Source organism: Acinetobacter sp. NPDC052428, assembly GCF_044547685.1.
Lineage (GTDB): Bacteria > Pseudomonadota > Gammaproteobacteria > Pseudomonadales > Moraxellaceae > Acinetobacter > Acinetobacter lwoffii_G.
In genome coordinates this window covers 58,450-74,582 of sequence record NZ_JBIUAT010000012.1, presented here as the reverse complement: position 1 = coordinate 74,582, position 16,133 = coordinate 58,450, and the positions used below count along the sequence as shown (strand labels likewise).

At 38.8% G+C, this 16,133-nt stretch carries 15 protein-coding genes and 6 pseudogenes; 8 read left to right on the top strand and 13 right to left on the bottom strand.

What is annotated here, in order from left to right:
* Positions 1–95 (top strand): annotated as a pseudogene (locus ACIG3F_RS08830) (IS5/IS1182 family transposase); the annotation flags it as partial.
* 94 nt (positions 96–189) lie between these two features.
* Here ACIG3F_RS08830 and ACIG3F_RS08825 read toward each other — a convergent pair.
* Positions 190–554 (bottom strand): annotated as a pseudogene (locus tag ACIG3F_RS08825) (IS3 family transposase); the annotation flags it as partial.
* A pseudogene (locus ACIG3F_RS08820) lies at positions 548–831 on the bottom strand (helix-turn-helix domain-containing protein); the annotation flags it as partial. The pseudogenes ACIG3F_RS08825 and ACIG3F_RS08820, both read right to left, overlap by 7 nt.
* 181 nt (positions 832–1,012) lie before the next feature.
* Here ACIG3F_RS08820 and ACIG3F_RS08815 point away from each other — a divergent pair.
* The 4 genes and pseudogenes from ACIG3F_RS08815 to ACIG3F_RS08800 all read left to right on the top strand — a co-directional run bounded on the left by ACIG3F_RS08815 (position 1,013) and on the right by ACIG3F_RS08800 (position 3,541).
* Positions 1,013–2,346 (top strand): annotated as a pseudogene (locus tag ACIG3F_RS08815) (ISNCY family transposase).
* A gap of 129 nt (positions 2,347–2,475) precedes the next feature.
* Positions 2,476–2,773: pseudogene (locus ACIG3F_RS08810) on the top strand (type II toxin-antitoxin system RelE/ParE family toxin).
* Position 2,774: 1 nt separating this feature from the next.
* Positions 2,775–3,065, top strand: a complete 291-nt coding sequence (locus ACIG3F_RS08805; RefSeq protein WP_180039173.1) for an addiction module antidote protein — start codon at positions 2,775–2,777, stop codon at positions 3,063–3,065.
* 92 nt (positions 3,066–3,157) lie between these two features.
* Complete coding sequence (locus ACIG3F_RS08800) at positions 3,158–3,541, top strand: hypothetical protein (RefSeq protein WP_180039174.1); 384 nt, start codon at positions 3,158–3,160, stop codon at positions 3,539–3,541.
* A gap of 54 nt (positions 3,542–3,595) precedes the next feature.
* Here the strand turns inward: ACIG3F_RS08800 and ACIG3F_RS08795 are convergent, their stop codons facing one another.
* The 7 genes and pseudogenes from ACIG3F_RS08795 to ACIG3F_RS08765 all read right to left on the bottom strand — a co-directional run bounded on the left by ACIG3F_RS08795 (position 3,596) and on the right by ACIG3F_RS08765 (position 10,228).
* The gene (locus ACIG3F_RS08795) at positions 3,596–3,910 is read right to left on the bottom strand and encodes a BrnA antitoxin family protein (protein WP_180039137.1); all 315 of its coding nucleotides are present in this window, start codon (positions 3,908–3,910) and stop codon (positions 3,596–3,598) included.
* Positions 3,897–4,184 carry a BrnT family toxin gene (locus ACIG3F_RS08790; protein WP_180039136.1) on the bottom strand — a complete coding sequence of 96 codons (288 nt, stop codon included), beginning with the start codon at positions 4,182–4,184 and terminating at the stop codon, positions 3,897–3,899. Before ACIG3F_RS08790 ends, ACIG3F_RS08795 begins: the two co-directional genes overlap by 14 nt.
* A 278-nt stretch (positions 4,185–4,462) precedes the next feature.
* Positions 4,463–5,137, bottom strand: coding sequence for a hypothetical protein (locus tag ACIG3F_RS08785; protein ID WP_111885976.1), 675 nt, complete (start codon positions 5,135–5,137; stop codon positions 4,463–4,465).
* A gap of 169 nt (positions 5,138–5,306) precedes the next feature.
* A complete protein-coding gene (locus tag ACIG3F_RS08780) occupies positions 5,307–5,570 on the bottom strand; it encodes a hypothetical protein (protein ID WP_396469853.1) in 264 nt (87 codons plus the stop codon).
* 665 nt (positions 5,571–6,235) lie between these two features.
* On the bottom strand, positions 6,236–7,354 hold the full coding sequence (locus ACIG3F_RS08775; RefSeq protein WP_180087649.1) for a Fic family protein: 1,119 nt from the start codon (positions 7,352–7,354) through the stop codon (positions 6,236–6,238).
* 187 nt (positions 7,355–7,541) lie between these two features.
* Positions 7,542–8,876, bottom strand: a complete 1,335-nt coding sequence (locus ACIG3F_RS08770; protein ID WP_253175609.1) for an ISNCY family transposase — start codon at positions 8,874–8,876, stop codon at positions 7,542–7,544.
* 439 nt (positions 8,877–9,315) lie between these two features.
* Positions 9,316–10,228, bottom strand: a pseudogene (locus ACIG3F_RS08765) (IS5 family transposase).
* 41 nt (positions 10,229–10,269) lie between these two features.
* Here ACIG3F_RS08765 and ACIG3F_RS08760 point away from each other — a divergent pair.
* Positions 10,270–10,995, top strand: coding sequence for an AAA family ATPase (locus tag ACIG3F_RS08760; protein ID WP_396469852.1), 726 nt, complete (start codon positions 10,270–10,272; stop codon positions 10,993–10,995).
* Between the two features lies 1 nt (position 10,996).
* Entirely contained in the window at positions 10,997–11,656 is a 660-nt protein-coding gene (locus ACIG3F_RS08755; protein WP_159516412.1) for an HNH endonuclease, read from the top strand.
* Between the two features lie 143 nt (positions 11,657–11,799).
* On the opposite strand, the gene ACIG3F_RS08750 is transcribed toward ACIG3F_RS08755, so the two are convergent.
* From ACIG3F_RS08750 to ACIG3F_RS08740, 3 genes are all read right to left on the bottom strand, one after another.
* Positions 11,800–12,201 (bottom strand): endonuclease domain-containing protein, encoded by a 402-nt coding sequence (locus tag ACIG3F_RS08750; protein WP_253148049.1) that lies wholly within the window; start codon positions 12,199–12,201, stop codon positions 11,800–11,802.
* A 72-nt stretch (positions 12,202–12,273) separates the two neighbouring features.
* Positions 12,274–13,317 carry a molecular chaperone DnaJ gene (locus ACIG3F_RS08745; protein ID WP_396469851.1) on the bottom strand — a complete coding sequence of 348 codons (1,044 nt, stop codon included), beginning with the start codon at positions 13,315–13,317 and terminating at the stop codon, positions 12,274–12,276.
* A gap of 143 nt (positions 13,318–13,460) precedes the next feature.
* Positions 13,461–14,147, bottom strand: coding sequence for a carbonic anhydrase (locus tag ACIG3F_RS08740; protein WP_396469854.1), 687 nt, complete (start codon positions 14,145–14,147; stop codon positions 13,461–13,463).
* 483 nt (positions 14,148–14,630) lie between these two features.
* Between ACIG3F_RS08740 and ACIG3F_RS08735 the strand changes: the two genes are divergently transcribed.
* The gene (locus ACIG3F_RS08735) at positions 14,631–15,308 is read left to right on the top strand and encodes a DUF421 domain-containing protein (RefSeq protein ID WP_005104681.1); all 678 of its coding nucleotides are present in this window, start codon (positions 14,631–14,633) and stop codon (positions 15,306–15,308) included.
* Here ACIG3F_RS08735 and ACIG3F_RS08730 read toward each other — a convergent pair.
* Complete coding sequence (locus ACIG3F_RS08730; RefSeq protein ID WP_396469850.1) at positions 15,305–16,006, bottom strand: HAD family hydrolase; 702 nt, start codon at positions 16,004–16,006, stop codon at positions 15,305–15,307. The genes ACIG3F_RS08735 and ACIG3F_RS08730 overlap by 4 nt on opposite strands.
* Between the last annotated feature and the right edge of the window lie 127 nt (positions 16,007–16,133).

Genomic DNA, 16,133 nt, shown 5'->3' with positions numbered 1-16,133 from the left:
AATTTAGAGGAATAGCTACTCGATATGACAAGCTCAAAAGAAATTATCAAAGTTCTGTTGCTTTAGCCTGTATATTTTTATGGCTACCTTTATAGCGTTAATTATGAACAGTAAATGTCAACAGACCCTAGTCGAAGCTCAGAATTAAGCTAAAGGCCTTTTTTCAGATGCAGAATCCTTTATCTGATCCTAGACAGTATTGTGGACATTCGATCCCTCTAAATTCTTACAATATTTTTGTTCAAAGGCTTCAGGACTTAACCAGCCATTTGCAGAATGTATTCTGATTCGATTGTAATAAATCTCGATATAGTCAAATAAGACAGCATTCGCTTCTTTTCGAGTGGCAAACACACTGCCATGGATTACATGACCTTTCAATGTATGAAAGAAGCTTTCAGTCACTGCATTGTCCCAACATGAGCAGTGTACTGCGCAAGACTGCGTGACATACTTTGAATACAGTTATTCGTCAATAATAGCGCTCTAAAAGCACGACTACAGTACTGACTGCCTTGGTCAGAATGAACCATAACTCCTGTTGAATAAGCTTTTCATGCGCCAAGGTTGGTCCGAAACCATGCAGTTGATCAGAAACAATATTGAGGCACTTGAGTCTGAGTTCTTCAGAAAGCCTGGAATTGCTGGTTTGGCCACGACCCGTATGGGCTATAATGCAGCTGGACCTTGAACTTTGTATTTCTGCAGTAAGCGTCTGACCTGACATTCTGAAATATGAAGTAGAAGTAGCTGAGCAGCCTGGGATTGAGTTATGCGTTGATCGCAGATTTCCTGCAAAACCGACAATCGTTTAAGTTCTTTATCCGACATAGACACCAACATATCAAACCGTCCGCTAAGGAAATTGCAAAAGTGCACATTCTAAAAGCGGACATTTCTATTTTGGGCTTACAATTTGTGTTAAAACCCATTCAAAATGTCTATATTCTCACCAATAAAAATGTCTAGTTTATGATGGTTTTCACCATCATGGACTGGATATGAAATATAGATGCTGATCACTATGTCTGACAAAGAAATTCAACGTCTTGCTGTTCTGCAAGACGTTCGAGATCATCGTATTACACAAGTCCGTGCTGCTGAAATCCTTAATCTTTCAACCCGTCAAATTACCCGGTTATTACAGAAGCTCAATCAAGATGGTGTTTCAAGTATGTCGCATGCCAGTCGTGGTCAACCGGGCCATCATCGCCATGACGATTTATTAAAATCAAAATTTCTTTCCATTATTTCTGAACATCTGCTGGGATTTGGACCTACCTTGGCCCATGAGAAGCTCAGCAGCATGTTTGACCTGAATATCCCGGTAGAAACGCTTCGGCGCTGGATGACTGCAAATGACCTCTGGATTCCACGATCCAAGCGCCTTAAACGTCCATATCAGCCACGTTATAACCGGGATTGCTTCGGTGAGCTAATCCAGATTGACGGCTCATATCATGACTGGTTTGAAGGACGCGCTGCTAAGTGCTGCTTGCTGGTTTATATCGATGATGCCACTGGAAAGCTGTTGCATCTGCGCTTCTGTGAGGCGGAAACGACCTTCGACTATATGCTTTCAACCCGAGCCTACATTGAACAATACGGTAAGCCTCTGGCCTTTTATAGCGATAAACATTCGGTCTTCCGAGTGAACCAGAAATCGAGCCAGGACAGCAAAATCACGCAATTTGGCCGGATTCTGAATGAGTTAAAGATTGATATTATCTTTGCCAACTCACCACAGGCTAAAGGTCGCGTAGAACGCGCGAATAGAACCCTTCAAGACCGTTTGATCAAGGAGATGCGTCTGGAAGGCATCAGTTCGATTGCTGAGGCCAATGCATGGTTGCCCTGCTTTATTGAGCAGTTCAACCAGAAGTTTGCCAAGTGTGCGCGAAATTCAAAGAACTTACATCGTCCTCTAACTGAATCTGATGCTGAGTTGGAGGATATATTCACCTGGCAGGAAACGCGTAAGGTCACGAAGAACCTCACCATCACGTATGACAAGTGTATTTATCTGCTTGAACCGACAGAGCTAAATCATAAGCTTGTTGAGCAATACATTTCATTTCTGGAGTACCCGGATGGCACTGTGGCGATCATGCATGATGGCCGAAAGATCAATTACAGCCTCTTCGATAAATTAAGTCAGCTGAATCAGCGAGAGATTGTTGAGAATAAACGGTTGGGTGCTGTTCTGAATCATATCCAACAACAGCATGAAGAACTGGAAAAAAAAATAAACGTTCCCGGGCCAAGAAAAGTATGCCGAGTCGTAAAGCTCAGAAAGCTGTTATTGAACAAAGAAATTTAAATCCTGTGCTTGACTCTTGCAGTTAAAAACAGGAGATTTTAAATGGTTTATCGCATAGACACTTTAAATGGGTTCTAACATAATGGATGTTCGTATAGATTAATTGCATATTGTATTCGATCAAATACAATATAGTGAGAAGATAAGGAATCCTCATGCTTGAAATTATACGTCTTCCAGAATTTGATGAATGGTTGGATGGCATTAAAGACAATATGACTCGTATTCACTTGAATCGTGGATTAGATAAGGTTCAACGTGGAAATTGGGGGAGACATCAAACCTCTCCAAGATGGCGGTTGGGAAATGAGAGAATTCTTCGGTTCTGGGTGGAGGATGTATTACATCCAACATGGTGACGTAGTGATTGTAATGCTTGGTGGAGGAGATAAATCAACTCAGCAACAAGACATCGATCGTGCAGTCAAACTATCGAAAACATTGGAGGATTAAAATGGTTAGAGTCGCTGATTTACCAAGTTTTGATATGGCTGAGTCACTCAAAACTGAAGAAGATATTGTGATGTATCTCAACATGGTTCTTGAAGAGAATGATCCAGCTGAATTAGCTCATGCTCTTGGTGTTATTGCTAAAGCTCGTGGCATGACTCAAATCGCTAAAGAAGCAGGAATTGGGCGTGAGGCACTCTACAAAGCCCTACGTCATGATTCAGCACCACGTTTTGATACGATTAATCGTGTAGTGAATGCTTTAGGCTTAAAACTCAAAGTACAACACGCCTAAGACTTTAAAAAATATAGTAAAAATGGGAGCTAAAGGCTCCCATTTTTAGATTCGTATAACGTGTATTATGTTAATTTTAGAAAATATTAAGTATGTGGAAAATATATAAAGAAGAAAATTCTGATCTTGGATTTGCTATTGGGTGTCTATTTTCAGAAGCAATTAATCTAAATGAGTTTAGACAGTGGATTGAGCTTTGTATTAACGATTTAAATCAAGATGAAATACCACTTTATATGTTTGATCTTATAGATTTCGAGGACTCATTAGCGAAGATTCATTCAGTTATTGGATTTGTACCAAGCTCTAGGCTATCAAAAACAGAAAAAATAGCGTTAGAAGGCATTTCTTATCTAAGGGGAATAGATATTTTTGACCCTATTTCTACGCAAGAACAATCCATTGAATACCTAAAGAACAACCCACATGTCTCAGAAAAATTTAAGCGCACTTTTCCTTTTATAAATTTTATTTAACATAATGGTACTTATACGAAGCTAAAAATGGGAGCTATTGCTCCCATTTCATTTTTAAGAATGATTCTTTAAATCTTCCAACATTGCTTCACGCAGAATTTTGTTCATACGTGTTTGATAGCCTTTCCCTTGTGCTTTTAACCATGCCAGTACATCAGCATCTAAGCGAACAGAAGTCTGTTGCTTCACTGGACGATAAAATTGCCCATGACGAACTGCCTTACTCCAGTCGGTGATTTCAGGAATATCAGACAGATCTAATTGATCATCAGATACAGTTCCCTTAGCAAGGAGACGTTTAATTTCAGCATTTTGCTTGTCGCTGAAATTTTCATTCAGCTCTTTGCGTGTATATCTAACCATGCTCATATTGATTTCGCTCCGCCTTAGTTACCTGTCTTGCACTAATGATTCGTATGATTTCACAGTCATCTTCATCAAAGATGGTGTGGGCTACTAGTAGCATTAGTACACCTTTTACTTTTCCAATGGTTTGCCAACGTTCTTCACCATCGGTATGTCTGTCTTGAATTGAGATCCTTAGCGGATCTTCAAAAATAAGGCTTGCTGTTTCGAAAGAGACATCGTGCTTTTGCTGATTCTTTCGATTCTTTGCCTCATCCCATTCGAAATACTGTTCCATAAAAAACATTCAAATTTGTATATACAATAATGTATCACATATTTGTATCACTCAAGGTAATAAGTGTAATTTTCAGTCAAAATTATTGGCAAGAACTATCAAAACCGCTCATAAAAAATCCGACTTGTTTCCAAGCCGGATTTTTGCTGTTTTTTGAGTTTTCTATTTTAATATAAATAATTGATATTAAATGATTATTACAATCGCGTTTCGTATAAGGTGTATTATGTTAATTTTAGGAAAAATATAAAGTCGTTATAAAATTGATAGCTATTAAATTAATAGATACTGTCAACTTTACTGTATTCAACTACTTTTATTTCATAGCCATAATCTGTTCTATTTTTAAGATTAATCAAAACAAATCTGGTATCTATTGCTTCTAATAGTCTCCAATCAGACTGATCACTTGGATATGACGTTTGCTGATCAAACAATACTATTGGGAGTGTTTTATTATTAATGGCTTTATTTGCATCGTTCATACCACTTCCGAACATACCACCAAAAGCAATAATCGTTAAAAATAGTACTAAAGGGGAGCTAAAGTATTGCTCTATCTGTCCTCCAAATATAGAACTATGTACATAGGAATAATAAAACACACCAAAATAAAGCGGAATTAACTTAGTTGATAAGGCAATTGATGTCTCTCTTCCTATCAGGAATATGGATATTGTTATAAATAGTACGGAAAAAATCAGTAAATATGAGTGACCTACCCATGCAGAAATAGATAAATAAATTAAAGAAATTATGCTCCCAAAAGCGAACAATAAAGTAGTAATTAGAATTGAGTAAAATAAGCTATAAGCGGATATAGAAGGTAATATCCATAAAGCATCAAACGTAGAAAAGTAACCAAACTTATAAGTGCCAGCTAAAGCTATCAATATCAGTGGTATGGCAGCATAAAGCTCAAGAACTTTCTTTAATGAGAAAGAGTTATACAAAATATCCCCTACCTAAAAATGTAAGAATTACATACATCTCAAAAAGACACCGATTTAAGATGTCCTTTTATTTAATAAAAAATTTAAAAGAAATTTTCAGGATATAAGAATGAGGGAATATGTCTTCTAATCAATTGAGCCTGTGCAAGATACCCTCTAGTTTCTAGTTCTAATAAAAACACTGGCCAAGGTGGAATATTACTTTTATAGACATTAATTGAAGATGTAGACATGCCACCTCCTTGAGACGTAGACAGTCCACCATACTGGGACGTGGACAATCCGCCATACTGAGACGTAGACAATCCGCCATACTGAGACGTGGACATTCCACCATACTGGGACGTGGACATTCCGCCATACTGAGACGTGGACATTCCACCATATTGAGACGTGGACATTCCGCCATACTGAGATGTAGATAATCCACCATATTGGGAGGTACTTAAATTGCGTGGCCAAGTTCTTAAATTTGGTATTTCTGGTCGTGACATAGCTCTATAACTCTTAGATATTGATAATAAAAAATTTATTAGAGTACATTACTATTTTTAAACCATTTATTGTGTGCTGTTTAAAAAATACACGACAGATTATGTCTCATTAATTAAATTTTATTATCTATTCTTTATCACATTTAACATAATGGCGTTTATACGAAATTCATATTTTAAACAAATAAAAATCAAATACTTGTGTTATAGTGATAATGCTCGACGATGTCGAAAAGCTGACTTGGAAACAACTCGGCTTTTTTATGATCGTTTTTGATAGTTCTTGCCAATAATTTTGTTTAAAAAGTAATCAATTTTGAGATTTTTCAAATTTTATCAATGCCTCAATGTCCAAAATTATCCACATTTTTTGTGGATAAAATTTAGGCTATTTTGTACGTTTTGGCTCACATCAATCTCGGCCCTTTGCTGCTATCCGGAATGACTGGAATTTTACTATTATGAACTCATCGGGAACAGGAAGTTCCATATAAGAATAACAATAGATAAGCACAAGGACTGTAAGGTAGGACAGGAGTTATACCGAGCGAACCAATACGAAAAACCCCGGCAGGATGCCGGGGTTTTTTATTGCTTAGAATATCTATAACTGGGTATTGATCTGATAGCGTGTATTACGTCCACCACCTTCTAATTTAACGATACATTCTTTCTCAAGTAAGTCTGATAAGTGGCGAGTAGCCGTTGCCTTACTGACTTTAGCAACCTTTTGATATTGCGAAGCACTAATACCATGTTCAAAGCCATTTTCGCCACCGTCTAATAAACGATGTAGAACTTTACGTTGTTCTTCACCCAGGGCTAAATTTGAATATTTATGCCAAAATTGACTTTTAAACAATGTTCGACTGATCTGCGCTAAGGTTTTTTCAAGGCTTTCATTCAACGTGTCTAGAAACCAAATCAGCCAATCTGTGATATCAGAATCATTTTTTTGAGTTTGTTCTAATATCTCATAGTAACTTTTACGTTTATTTAATATCGCAGTAGACATTGCATACAAACGGATACTTTGCTCATCCATTTGAGCTAGAGCAAGGTCTGTAAGTGTACGTGTAATACGGCCATTACCATCATCAAAAGGATGTAGGGTAACAAACCATAAATGGGTAATGCCTGCACGTAACAGAGGATCAAGCAATGAATCATTCAGACTCTGATTAAACCACGCTATGAAGGTATGTAAGCGTTCTTCTAAGCCTTCTCTTGGCGGTGCTTCAAAATGTACTTTAGGGTAATCCAATCGACCTGAAACGACCTGCATAGGCTCTGATCCCCTCAGTTGACCAATGCGTAAACGTTGCATTGTCCAGTCGGGGTCATTGAAAAGCCAACGATGCCATTGCATGAGGCGCTCAACAGTCAGTGGTTGCTTAACATCGTTCAGCGCATCCAGCATGATATTGGCTAAACCTTCTGATCGATCTGAGCTTGGATAAGGCTGTTCAAGAGTGACACCCAAGCGTTGGGCTAAAGATGATCGCAATGAAAAAACATTGAGGGTTTCATTTTCAATTGCTGATGAAGCAACGAGATTGGCAAGTAGAGTATCTAGAGTGAATTGTTCTTTCGCTAAATCATGCTGACTTTGTCCAAGAAGAATTCCTATTTTTTGATGTATCTGTCTGGTTTTAGGTAAGATAGTTGAATCCTGCCATGTGAAATTTGTCCAGTTTTCTGCTTGCCAAATCCATTTCTGCATTTTCAATCTCTCTCATCTAAAATCTAAGATGAGTTAAATATAGCACAAATTCGACTCATATTGTGAGCCGAATTTGTACTGTTAATTAGCTCATTATTTATCGAGAACAGTTCTACTTGGGGCTTACATTTTGTGTTATTCACCAATTAAAATGTCTATGTGATAAACCATTTAAAATGTCCTGTTTTTAACCACAAGAGTCAAGCACAGGATTTAAATTTCTTTGTTCAATAACAGCTTTCTGAGCTTTACGACTCGGCATACTTTTCTTGAGACGGGAACGTTTATTCTGTTTCTCCAACTCTTCATGTTGTTGCTGGATATGCGCCAGAACTGAGCCTAATCTTTTATTCTCAACCACTTCATTCTGCTGTAGTCCAGCCAGTTTATTGAAGACGCTATAGTTGATCTTCCGTCCTTCATGCATGAGGGCCACAGTGCCATCCGGGTACTCCAGAAATGAAATGTATTGCCCAACAAGCTTATGATTCAGCTCTGTCGGTTCAAGCAGATAAATACACTTGTCATAGGTGATGGTTAGGTTCTTCGTGACGTTACGCGGTTCCTGCCAAGTGAATATATCCTCCAGCTCAGCATCAGATTCCGTTAAAGATCGATGTAAATTCTTCGAGTTTCTCGCACACTTGGCAAACTTCTGATTGAAGTGCTCAATGAAGCAGGGTAGCCATGCATTGGCTTCGGCAATTGAACTGATGCCTTCCAGACGCATCTCCTTGATCAAACGGTCTTGAAGGGTTCTATTCGCGCGTTCTACGCGACCTTTAGCCTGTGGTGAGTTGGCAAAGATAATATCAATATTTAACTCGTTCAGAATCCGCCCAAATTGCGTGATCTGGCTGTCTTTCCTGGATTTCTGATTAACTCTGAATACCGAATGTTTGTCGCTATAAAAGGCCAGAGGTTTGCCGTATTGTTCAATGTAGGCTCGGGTTGAAAGCATATAGTCGAAGGTGGTTTCCGCCTCACAGAAGCGTAGATGCAACAGCTTTCCAGTGGTATCATCGATATACACCAATAAACAGCACTTAGCAGCGCGTCCTTCGAACCAGTCATGATATGAGCCATCAATCTGGATCAGCTCACCGAAGCAATCCCGGTTATAACGTGGCTGATATGGACGTTTAAGGCGCTTGGATCGCGGAATCCAGAGGTCATTGGCCATCATCCAGCGCCGAACCGTTTCTACCGGGATATTCAGGTCAAACATGCTGCTGAGCTTCTCATGCGCCAAGGTAGGTCCAAAGCCCAGCAGATGTTCAGAAATAATGGAAAGACATTTTGATTTTAATAACTCATCATGGCGATGATGGCCAGGTTGACCACGACTAGCATGTGCCAGACCTGAAACACCGTCTTGATTGAGTTTCTGCAATAACCGGGTAATTTGACGAGTGGAAAGATTCAGGATTTCAGCAGCACGGACCTGGATAATACGATGATCTCGAACGTCTTGCAGAACTGCAAGACGTTGAATTTCCTTGTCAGACATAGTGATCAACATCTCTAATTTATATCCAGTCCATGATGGTAAAAACCATCATAAACTAGACATTTTTATTGGTGAGAATATAGACACTTTAAATGGTTTCTAACACACTGATTTCGTATAATATTGATTATGTTAAGCGAAGTATACCAAACAATAACTTCATATATCCCTTGCACTCACCTGATTTCAATAAGTTAAAGTACTATCCTTTAATTAGATAAATATGATATGTTGAATTAAATTTTAATTCATAAACTTCATCATGTTTGAACTAAAAACAATTCGATTGACAAAAAAAGGTTCAACTAAAAAACAACTAATATTATTGTTTCACCTCAACTCGTACTGTCCCTGTCTATACCCATTGTTGTTCTCAATGAAAGTTTTACGCTTTCAAAGGGCTTTGTTGCACAAAGATTTGAAATGCAAAGCGCCCCTAATTGAGCCAAATTTAAGGCGTAACTTGGGTAAATGGTCGACCTGATTCCGTAAATCTGTTGAGGACTGCTACACGTGCATGAATTTCATTCACTTGGCTATCAAAACTCCTTGCGCTGAGTTTATCTCCTAATAATTTAATGCAGTGCATCTTAGTTTCAACCAACTTCGCCGATGATAGCCTGACCATTTTTTCCATAGTGTCCTGCCTAAACGTTTAACTGTTCGAAGTAATTCATTTCGTTCTAGCGAGCTACTCTTTGTATCTTTCCATGGTTTCGCATTTTTTCTAGGTGGAATCACTGCATACGCTTGGCGATCTGCAATGACCTGACGGCATTGCTTGGTGTCATAAGCTCCATCGGTATAAACAGAGTCAATCCGCTCATCTTGTGGAATCTGATCAAGTAAATCACCAAGCACCATTGGTTGTAAGCTGAACTGCTCGTATTTGTAGGGTTTTAGCATCTATACCAATATGAAGTTTACGCCATTGGCGACGATATTCAGGTCCATGTTTCTTGCGTTTCCATTCGCCCTCACCTAGAAACTTCATGCCTGTAGAGTCCATGAGTAGATGCAGCCCATCGCTACTTTTTTGGTAGCTGATTGCAATATCAATATGCTTTTGTCTTCTACAAAGCGTGGTGTAATCTGGAGCTATCCAATTTAATCCGCAAAGCTTAATCAGACTTTGCACAAAGCCAGTGACCATACGTAAAGACAGACGGAATAAGGATTTAATCATTAAGCAGCATTGGATGGCTGTCGGAGTAGGTTTGATTTCGCCCTTGTTTGCCTTTTGATGGCGCATACCATTGCGTAGCAGGATCAAACCAAATGGCAATATTTCCGCGACTCATGAGTGCTCGGTTATATGCGGGCCAATTGGTTGTGCGGTAGATTTTGTGTGTAGGCTTCTTCATTTGAAAATTATATCGCTGAAAAAGCCTTTACAGATAGGTTTGTGCAACAAAGCCTTTCAACAACTGAAAAAACAGCAATCCAGATAAAAAAGATATTTAATGATATTCAATCCTTTCAAAATAAAACGATTTATTTAGATGAACTAATTGACTATCCAGCATGCTATGAACTAATGCGTTGTGGAATTTTAAATATATCCAAGATTAGGTTTGCTTTAAAAGATCATTCATATGAATTATTTTATAGGGATTTAAGTTCTGGGCAAATATCAGTTCTCTCAATTGGTCTATCATTGATTTATGCCTTAGAAGATAATGCTTTAATATGTATTGATGAACCTGAGATTAATCTACATCCTGAATGGCAAAAACAGATTATTGAACTTATTCAATTATTATCAAAAGATTACAAGGGTTGCCATTTCTTCATTGCTACTCATTCTCCGTTACTCATATCAAATCTAGACAATGAAAGCTTCATATTAGATCTATCAAAAAATAATTTAATTAATTCAAGCGATACAATCAATAGATCATCAGACTTCCAACTTTCTGAGGTTTTCAACTTTCCTGGCAACAATAACGAATATTTAATTAGAAAATTGATTTTAATATTAAACCAATTAAATAACCAAGAAATAACCGAATTAGACAAAGAGTCTTTAGATTTAATAGAACATATAAAAAACTTAATTAATCAAAATAAAATAGACCAAGAGGATAAGGTACGAATTCTTTTTAACCTTGTTGAGAGCTATAGAGGTTAAAATGCAAGTGTGTCTAATACCTAGTGAACTTCAAAAGTTTATTGATAACTATGACAAAAAAAATTATCAACTTTGGAATGATACGACAAATAAAAATATGAAAGCTTTTAGATCTCTAGTTCGTGCTCACTATCTATCTGATCAAAAACTTACTTGCTTTTATTGTAAACAGTATATTTTTTCAACTCATGGATTACATTGGCAAGTAGAGCACATTTTACCAAAATCCTTATTTCCTCAATTCTTATTTGAACCAAAGAATTTAATAGTCATCTGTCCTGATTGCAATGGAGAAAAAGGTGACAAAAATCCTCATGTAGATGGCGATAGAGCCTGCTCACAACCTTCCTATCCGAGCACAAGTGGTCGTTTTAAAATCATTCACCCTTTCTATGATACATATGAAAATCATATTGAGCGAGTACCTGCAAATCATTGTGATTATCCTGACCATTATTTCTTAAGAGCTCATACTCCTAAAGGAAAAGCTACTGTAAAAATGTGTGACCTAAATCGTTTTTATCAGGAATTTGCCGGTTATAAAGATATGAAAGGAAAGCAAGTCGCGGCATTAGATGAGTTTATTGAAGAAAAAGATATAAATCTGCTGACACGTGAACAAAAAATGGCATTAGTTCAAAAAATTATGGCAAGTATGTAACCCTCACCCCAGCCCTCTCCCATAGGGAGAGGGAGCGTCATTTGAATTAATGCCTGCATGAATTTCACAATGGCGTTCCCTCTCCTTTTAGGAGAGGGTCAGGGAGAGGTGCTTTTAAATTTCTTTCATTATAAATTCTTCCCTCACCCTAGCCCTCTCCCCGAGGGAGAGGGAACTTTTACATTTTTTAGTTTTAGCTCAGTACACACCTGCCACAAATCCTCCAAAACCACATCCGTCTTTCCCAACACATCATGACTCCAATAACGCACCAATTTTAAACCCAAAGCCTCTAAAAACTTAGTCCGTTCAACATCATATTCTTTTGCATCATCCGTTCCATGCTGACCACCATCCAACTCAATCACTAAACCAATGTCATGGCAGTAAAAATCCACAATATACGGTGCAATTACATGCTGACGACGGAATTTAAGATTTATAAAACGCTTGGCACGTAAAACTTGCCACATGAGATATTCAGCATCGGTGGCGGTATGGCGCATAGATTTGGCGAATTCTAATAATTGAGGATCTATTTTCATTGTTATTTTCCCTCTCCTACTAGGAGAGGGAACTTTCATTATTAAATCTAGAATGACTATACGAATAAGAGATTAAAGCATCCCATGCCTTAAAAACATCTCCAAGCCGCTCACCTTTTTGATATACATCAGGCGTTCTTTTTCCACTTTAATCTGCTGTTTGATGGCTAAAGTATCTTCATCAATCTGCTTATACAGATCAGCAATCTGGACCTTGCCTTTCGCCTTTTTCACGGCAATTCTGGTTTTCGATGACCAGACCAATCTATTGATCAAGGCATCAATCTGATCTTGTAATTTCCGACTTTGTGCATCTAAAGCCAGTTGATAAAACTTGAGTTGCTCCGCACTTAAACCTTTTTTTGAAACATCCTGATCTTGTTCAATCTGCAGTTGCATTCTCAGTAACGTAAACAGATCCTGCTCTGCATAAGCCTCATTGGCACGTTGTAATAATTCAGTTTTCTTGATTTTTTTGACATCATTCACTTCACGGTCAGGGTGAATGATGGCAGCAATTTTTAAATAAACGGTTTTCAATGACTGCTCTGCCATCGCTGCTGCCTGTTCCTGTTTTTCCTGCTGGCGTTTTAATCTGGCCTGCTCACGTGCCTGCTGAAAATGATCTGATTCCCATTCTTCAAATACTTCTACATCTGCAAGATCTGAGGGATGCTCATTCTTAAAAAATGTTTCCAGTTCATTTACTTTCTTTTGGCTTTTTCTGAATTGGGCATGTTCGGCACGTTGCTGATAGTAAGTGAAGATTTCATTCACTTTATGAGCTTGTTGCACCGACATTGCCTGAGAGTCTTTTAGATAATTTGCAAGGTATTGAATCTTTTCATCCAGCACCACCAGTTCTGCCTTGGAAAATGTGGTTTCCTGCAGGTGCTTCCAGAGCTGTTCCAGCTGCTTGAACAGTACGCCATGTAATTCATGATAGATCGGCATAAACGTTTTATGGGTATATTGTTGCAGCTCTTCTTCAGCCTGTTGCCATTGTTGTAATTCCTGTTTCTGTTGCTCGATTTTATCAATCAGATGATCCAGCTTCTTCTGCTGTGGCGAAAGCGCTGTGAATGGCTGAATCATGGTTTTTAAGTCGAAGAGCATGGCAGGAGAAGGTCAAAGAGGAAATAAGATCCATATTAAATCTTTCAGCTTTCGTCACAAAGTCCTTTTCCGTGTGCCCTTTCTAAATTTGTATCAGAATTAAAAAAAGCAGACCAAAGTCTGCTTTTTCGCTCTCATATTGATTATTCCAGCACTACACGGCCATTCAATGACTGCAACGGACGGTTATTTGGGTGTCCCATCAGTTTGGCAAATTCCGAAATCTGCTTGGCAGAAGCCTGCTGAATATCTTTCAGGATCAGCCAGCGTACTCCTTCCGAACACGGCGGTGTGGTCAGCGAGCCGCTAAAGCGGTAATAATCCAGATTCTTAGGCAACATTGCATTCACAGGTTGTGGGGTCTTTAAAACCACTTTCTCACCCTGCTTTTTTGGCAAACGGTTCCACATGCGTTTGAGCATCTGGCTTTCTGCACCCTGCTCGAACATCATCCCCACGACAGCCAGCTCACCTTTGGCATTGGCATGGACAAAATGGATTTCCAGTGGATAGCTTTTATCCTTGATCAGATTTTCACTCGGGCTATGCAAATGAAACTGCTTCAGTACAAAGGTATCGCCATCCAGCTGCAATTCACCACCTTGCGCAAAATCCACCTGAACAGTATGACCTTTATTTTCGATCGCATGAATCATGGTGTTATAGCTGAACTTGAGCGGCTCCAGTTCTGCTTTCACTGTTCGCTCAATATTGATTGGTGACTGGTTCAGACCATTACAGGCCGAATATTTCTGGCTCAAAGTCGACCATTGCTCAGGCTGAGTATAATCCCAATCCGCATCTGCCCAGACCGCTGTACTTAAACCCATAACCGTTAAAAGCGTGAATATTTTTTTCACAATACATCCCTTGTTGGAAGTCAAAATCACAATTTCTAATTTAAAAACAGTTTATTAAAGTAGTGTAATCACTCTATTTTTCAGGCCACAAACTACAGATTTTTATAAAGATGAAGTGATTTGCTTACAAATTTCTAAACACTCCTAATTATTCAAAACACATTATTCAGAATATATATTGATAAATTTCAAATGGATAAAAAATTTATAGATTTAAAAATAGACAGCAAAGAATGTGATCTCCTTCAAATTTAATCTGCTGATTTTTTATGCATTATTTACATGAAATCTCTATCTTATTCTGAATAAATTAAATAGCTGTATTTTTAAGCTCAAGCTTCTTTTTTAAATAGAATCTATCTTTATTCATAAACTTACATAAACACAGCAGCAAATAAAATACCGATATTGCTAGACTCGAGCCAAAGAGAAAAATGAGGATAAAGAATTTAAATGGACTGGGCGACCATATTTATAAATGACACCACCTGGGAGTTTACCGCAGAAATTTTGCTGCGTTGTGCCCTGATGTACACGATGATTATCCTGTTTTTGCGTCTGACCGGAAAACGTGGGGTACGTCAACTTTCTATCTTCGAAGTCGCTATCATTTTGAGCTTGGGTTCGATTGCCGGCGACCCGATGTTTACTGAAGATATTCCCCTGATTCAGGCAGTTCTGGTGATGTCGGTGATTATTATCATGTACCGCCTGACCACCTGGCTCATGATGAAATATCAGTGGTTTGAAGACCTACTGGAAGGTAAACCGATTTATATCGTAGAAGATGGCGTGCTGGTCGTTGAAGAAATTAAAAAAGGTAAAATGTCACATGATGAATTCTTTGCCGAAATGCGCCAGCAAGGTGTAGAACATCTCGGTCAGGTACGCACCGGTTTACTGGAAACTGACGGTAAGTTCAGTATCCTGTTTTTCAAATCGGATGAGGTTCGGCCTGGGCTGCCACTTTTTCCTAAAAGCTGTTCTATAGTGCAACAGGTTAAGGCGGGGCAATTATATGCCTGTATTTACTGTGGGCAGGTGCAAACCCTTACGCACGCCGATCAGCAATGTCCGCGCTGTGATTCTGCGCAATGGGCCGAAACGATTGACTGTTTAAGAATAACTTAAGCCTGATTCAGTAACTGCAAATGCGCAAAAATTTCCGGCAGTTGCTGAATTTTATGCTGAATATGTTCAGCATCTGGATGGAAACCTTGCATCCATAATGCATGCATTCCGGCCTCTGTAGCTCCTTGTACATCATTAATTGGATGGTCGCCAATATACAGGCACTGTGCAGGCTGCACGCCTAGACGCTCTGCAGTGATCTGGAATATTTCTGGCTGAGGTTTATTAAAGCCTACCAACCCGGAACTGATGATCTCATCAAAATAAGTTTCAATACCCAAACCCCGAATCGTATTTAAACGGGTGTCATGTCCGCCATTGGAAACAATCGCAAGCTGATAACCCTCATCTTTCAGCTGCGTTAATACTTGCTCTGCTGCCGGCATTTCTACGGCGCAACGGCCAAACTGGCTAAACCAGAACTGGGCCAGTTCATCTATACTGGGAGGATTTAACCAGGATAGCTCCTGCAATAAGGCATAAGCAGCCGAAGCCCCGATACTGCCATGCGTCAGCAATTCCTTTGTAGGATAACCGCCATTATCGATGCGTCTTACAATCTCGATAATTTTATCTGAATCGACCTGTGCCAATGCGGGCGCATAATATTCTGCCAGATAACGGCTATAAGCCTGTGCAGTCAGATCACGATGGGTCAAGGTATTGTCGAGGTCAAATAAAACGGCTTGAATAGGCATAATTTTCAAAACGAAATGCTGAAACTTTCAATCATGGTAACAGTCCGAAACTCGTTAGATCAGACATAAAATTGCTAAGTTTTGTTGTTTTAAGCATAAAAAAAGCGATGCCAAAGCATCGCCTTTT

Excerpts from the sequence above, each read along its gene's own strand:
- ACIG3F_RS08805 (WP_180039173.1), top strand. The coding sequence starts at position 2,775 with ATGGTTAGAGTCGCTGATTTACCAAGTTTTGATATGGCTGAGTCACTC.
- ACIG3F_RS08800 (WP_180039174.1), top strand. The coding sequence starts at position 3,158 with ATGTGGAAAATATATAAAGAAGAAAATTCTGATCTTGGATTTGCTATT.
- ACIG3F_RS08795 (WP_180039137.1), bottom strand. The coding sequence starts at position 3,910 with ATGAGCATGGTTAGATATACACGCAAAGAGCTGAATGAAAATTTCAGC.
- ACIG3F_RS08790 (WP_180039136.1), bottom strand. The coding sequence starts at position 4,184 with ATGGAACAGTATTTCGAATGGGATGAGGCAAAGAATCGAAAGAATCAG.
- ACIG3F_RS08780 (WP_396469853.1), bottom strand. The coding sequence starts at position 5,570 with ATGGTGGATTATCTACATCTCAGTATGGCGGAATGTCCACGTCTCAAT.
- ACIG3F_RS08775 (WP_180087649.1), bottom strand. The coding sequence starts at position 7,354 with ATGCAGAAATGGATTTGGCAAGCAGAAAACTGGACAAATTTCACATGG.
- ACIG3F_RS08770 (WP_253175609.1), bottom strand. The coding sequence starts at position 8,876 with ATGTTGATCACTATGTCTGACAAGGAAATTCAACGTCTTGCAGTTCTG.
- ACIG3F_RS08755 (WP_159516412.1), top strand. The coding sequence starts at position 10,997 with ATGCAAGTGTGTCTAATACCTAGTGAACTTCAAAAGTTTATTGATAAC.
- ACIG3F_RS08750 (WP_253148049.1), bottom strand. The coding sequence starts at position 12,201 with ATGAAAATAGATCCTCAATTATTAGAATTCGCCAAATCTATGCGCCAT.
- ACIG3F_RS08745 (WP_396469851.1), bottom strand. The coding sequence starts at position 13,317 with ATGCTCTTCGACTTAAAAACCATGATTCAGCCATTCACAGCGCTTTCG.
- ACIG3F_RS08740 (WP_396469854.1), bottom strand. The coding sequence starts at position 14,147 with ATGGGTTTAAGTACAGCGGTCTGGGCAGATGCGGATTGGGATTATACT.
- ACIG3F_RS08735 (WP_005104681.1), top strand. The coding sequence starts at position 14,631 with ATGGACTGGGCGACCATATTTATAAATGACACCACCTGGGAGTTTACC.
- ACIG3F_RS08730 (WP_396469850.1), bottom strand. The coding sequence starts at position 16,006 with ATGCCTATTCAAGCCGTTTTATTTGACCTCGACAATACCTTGACCCAT.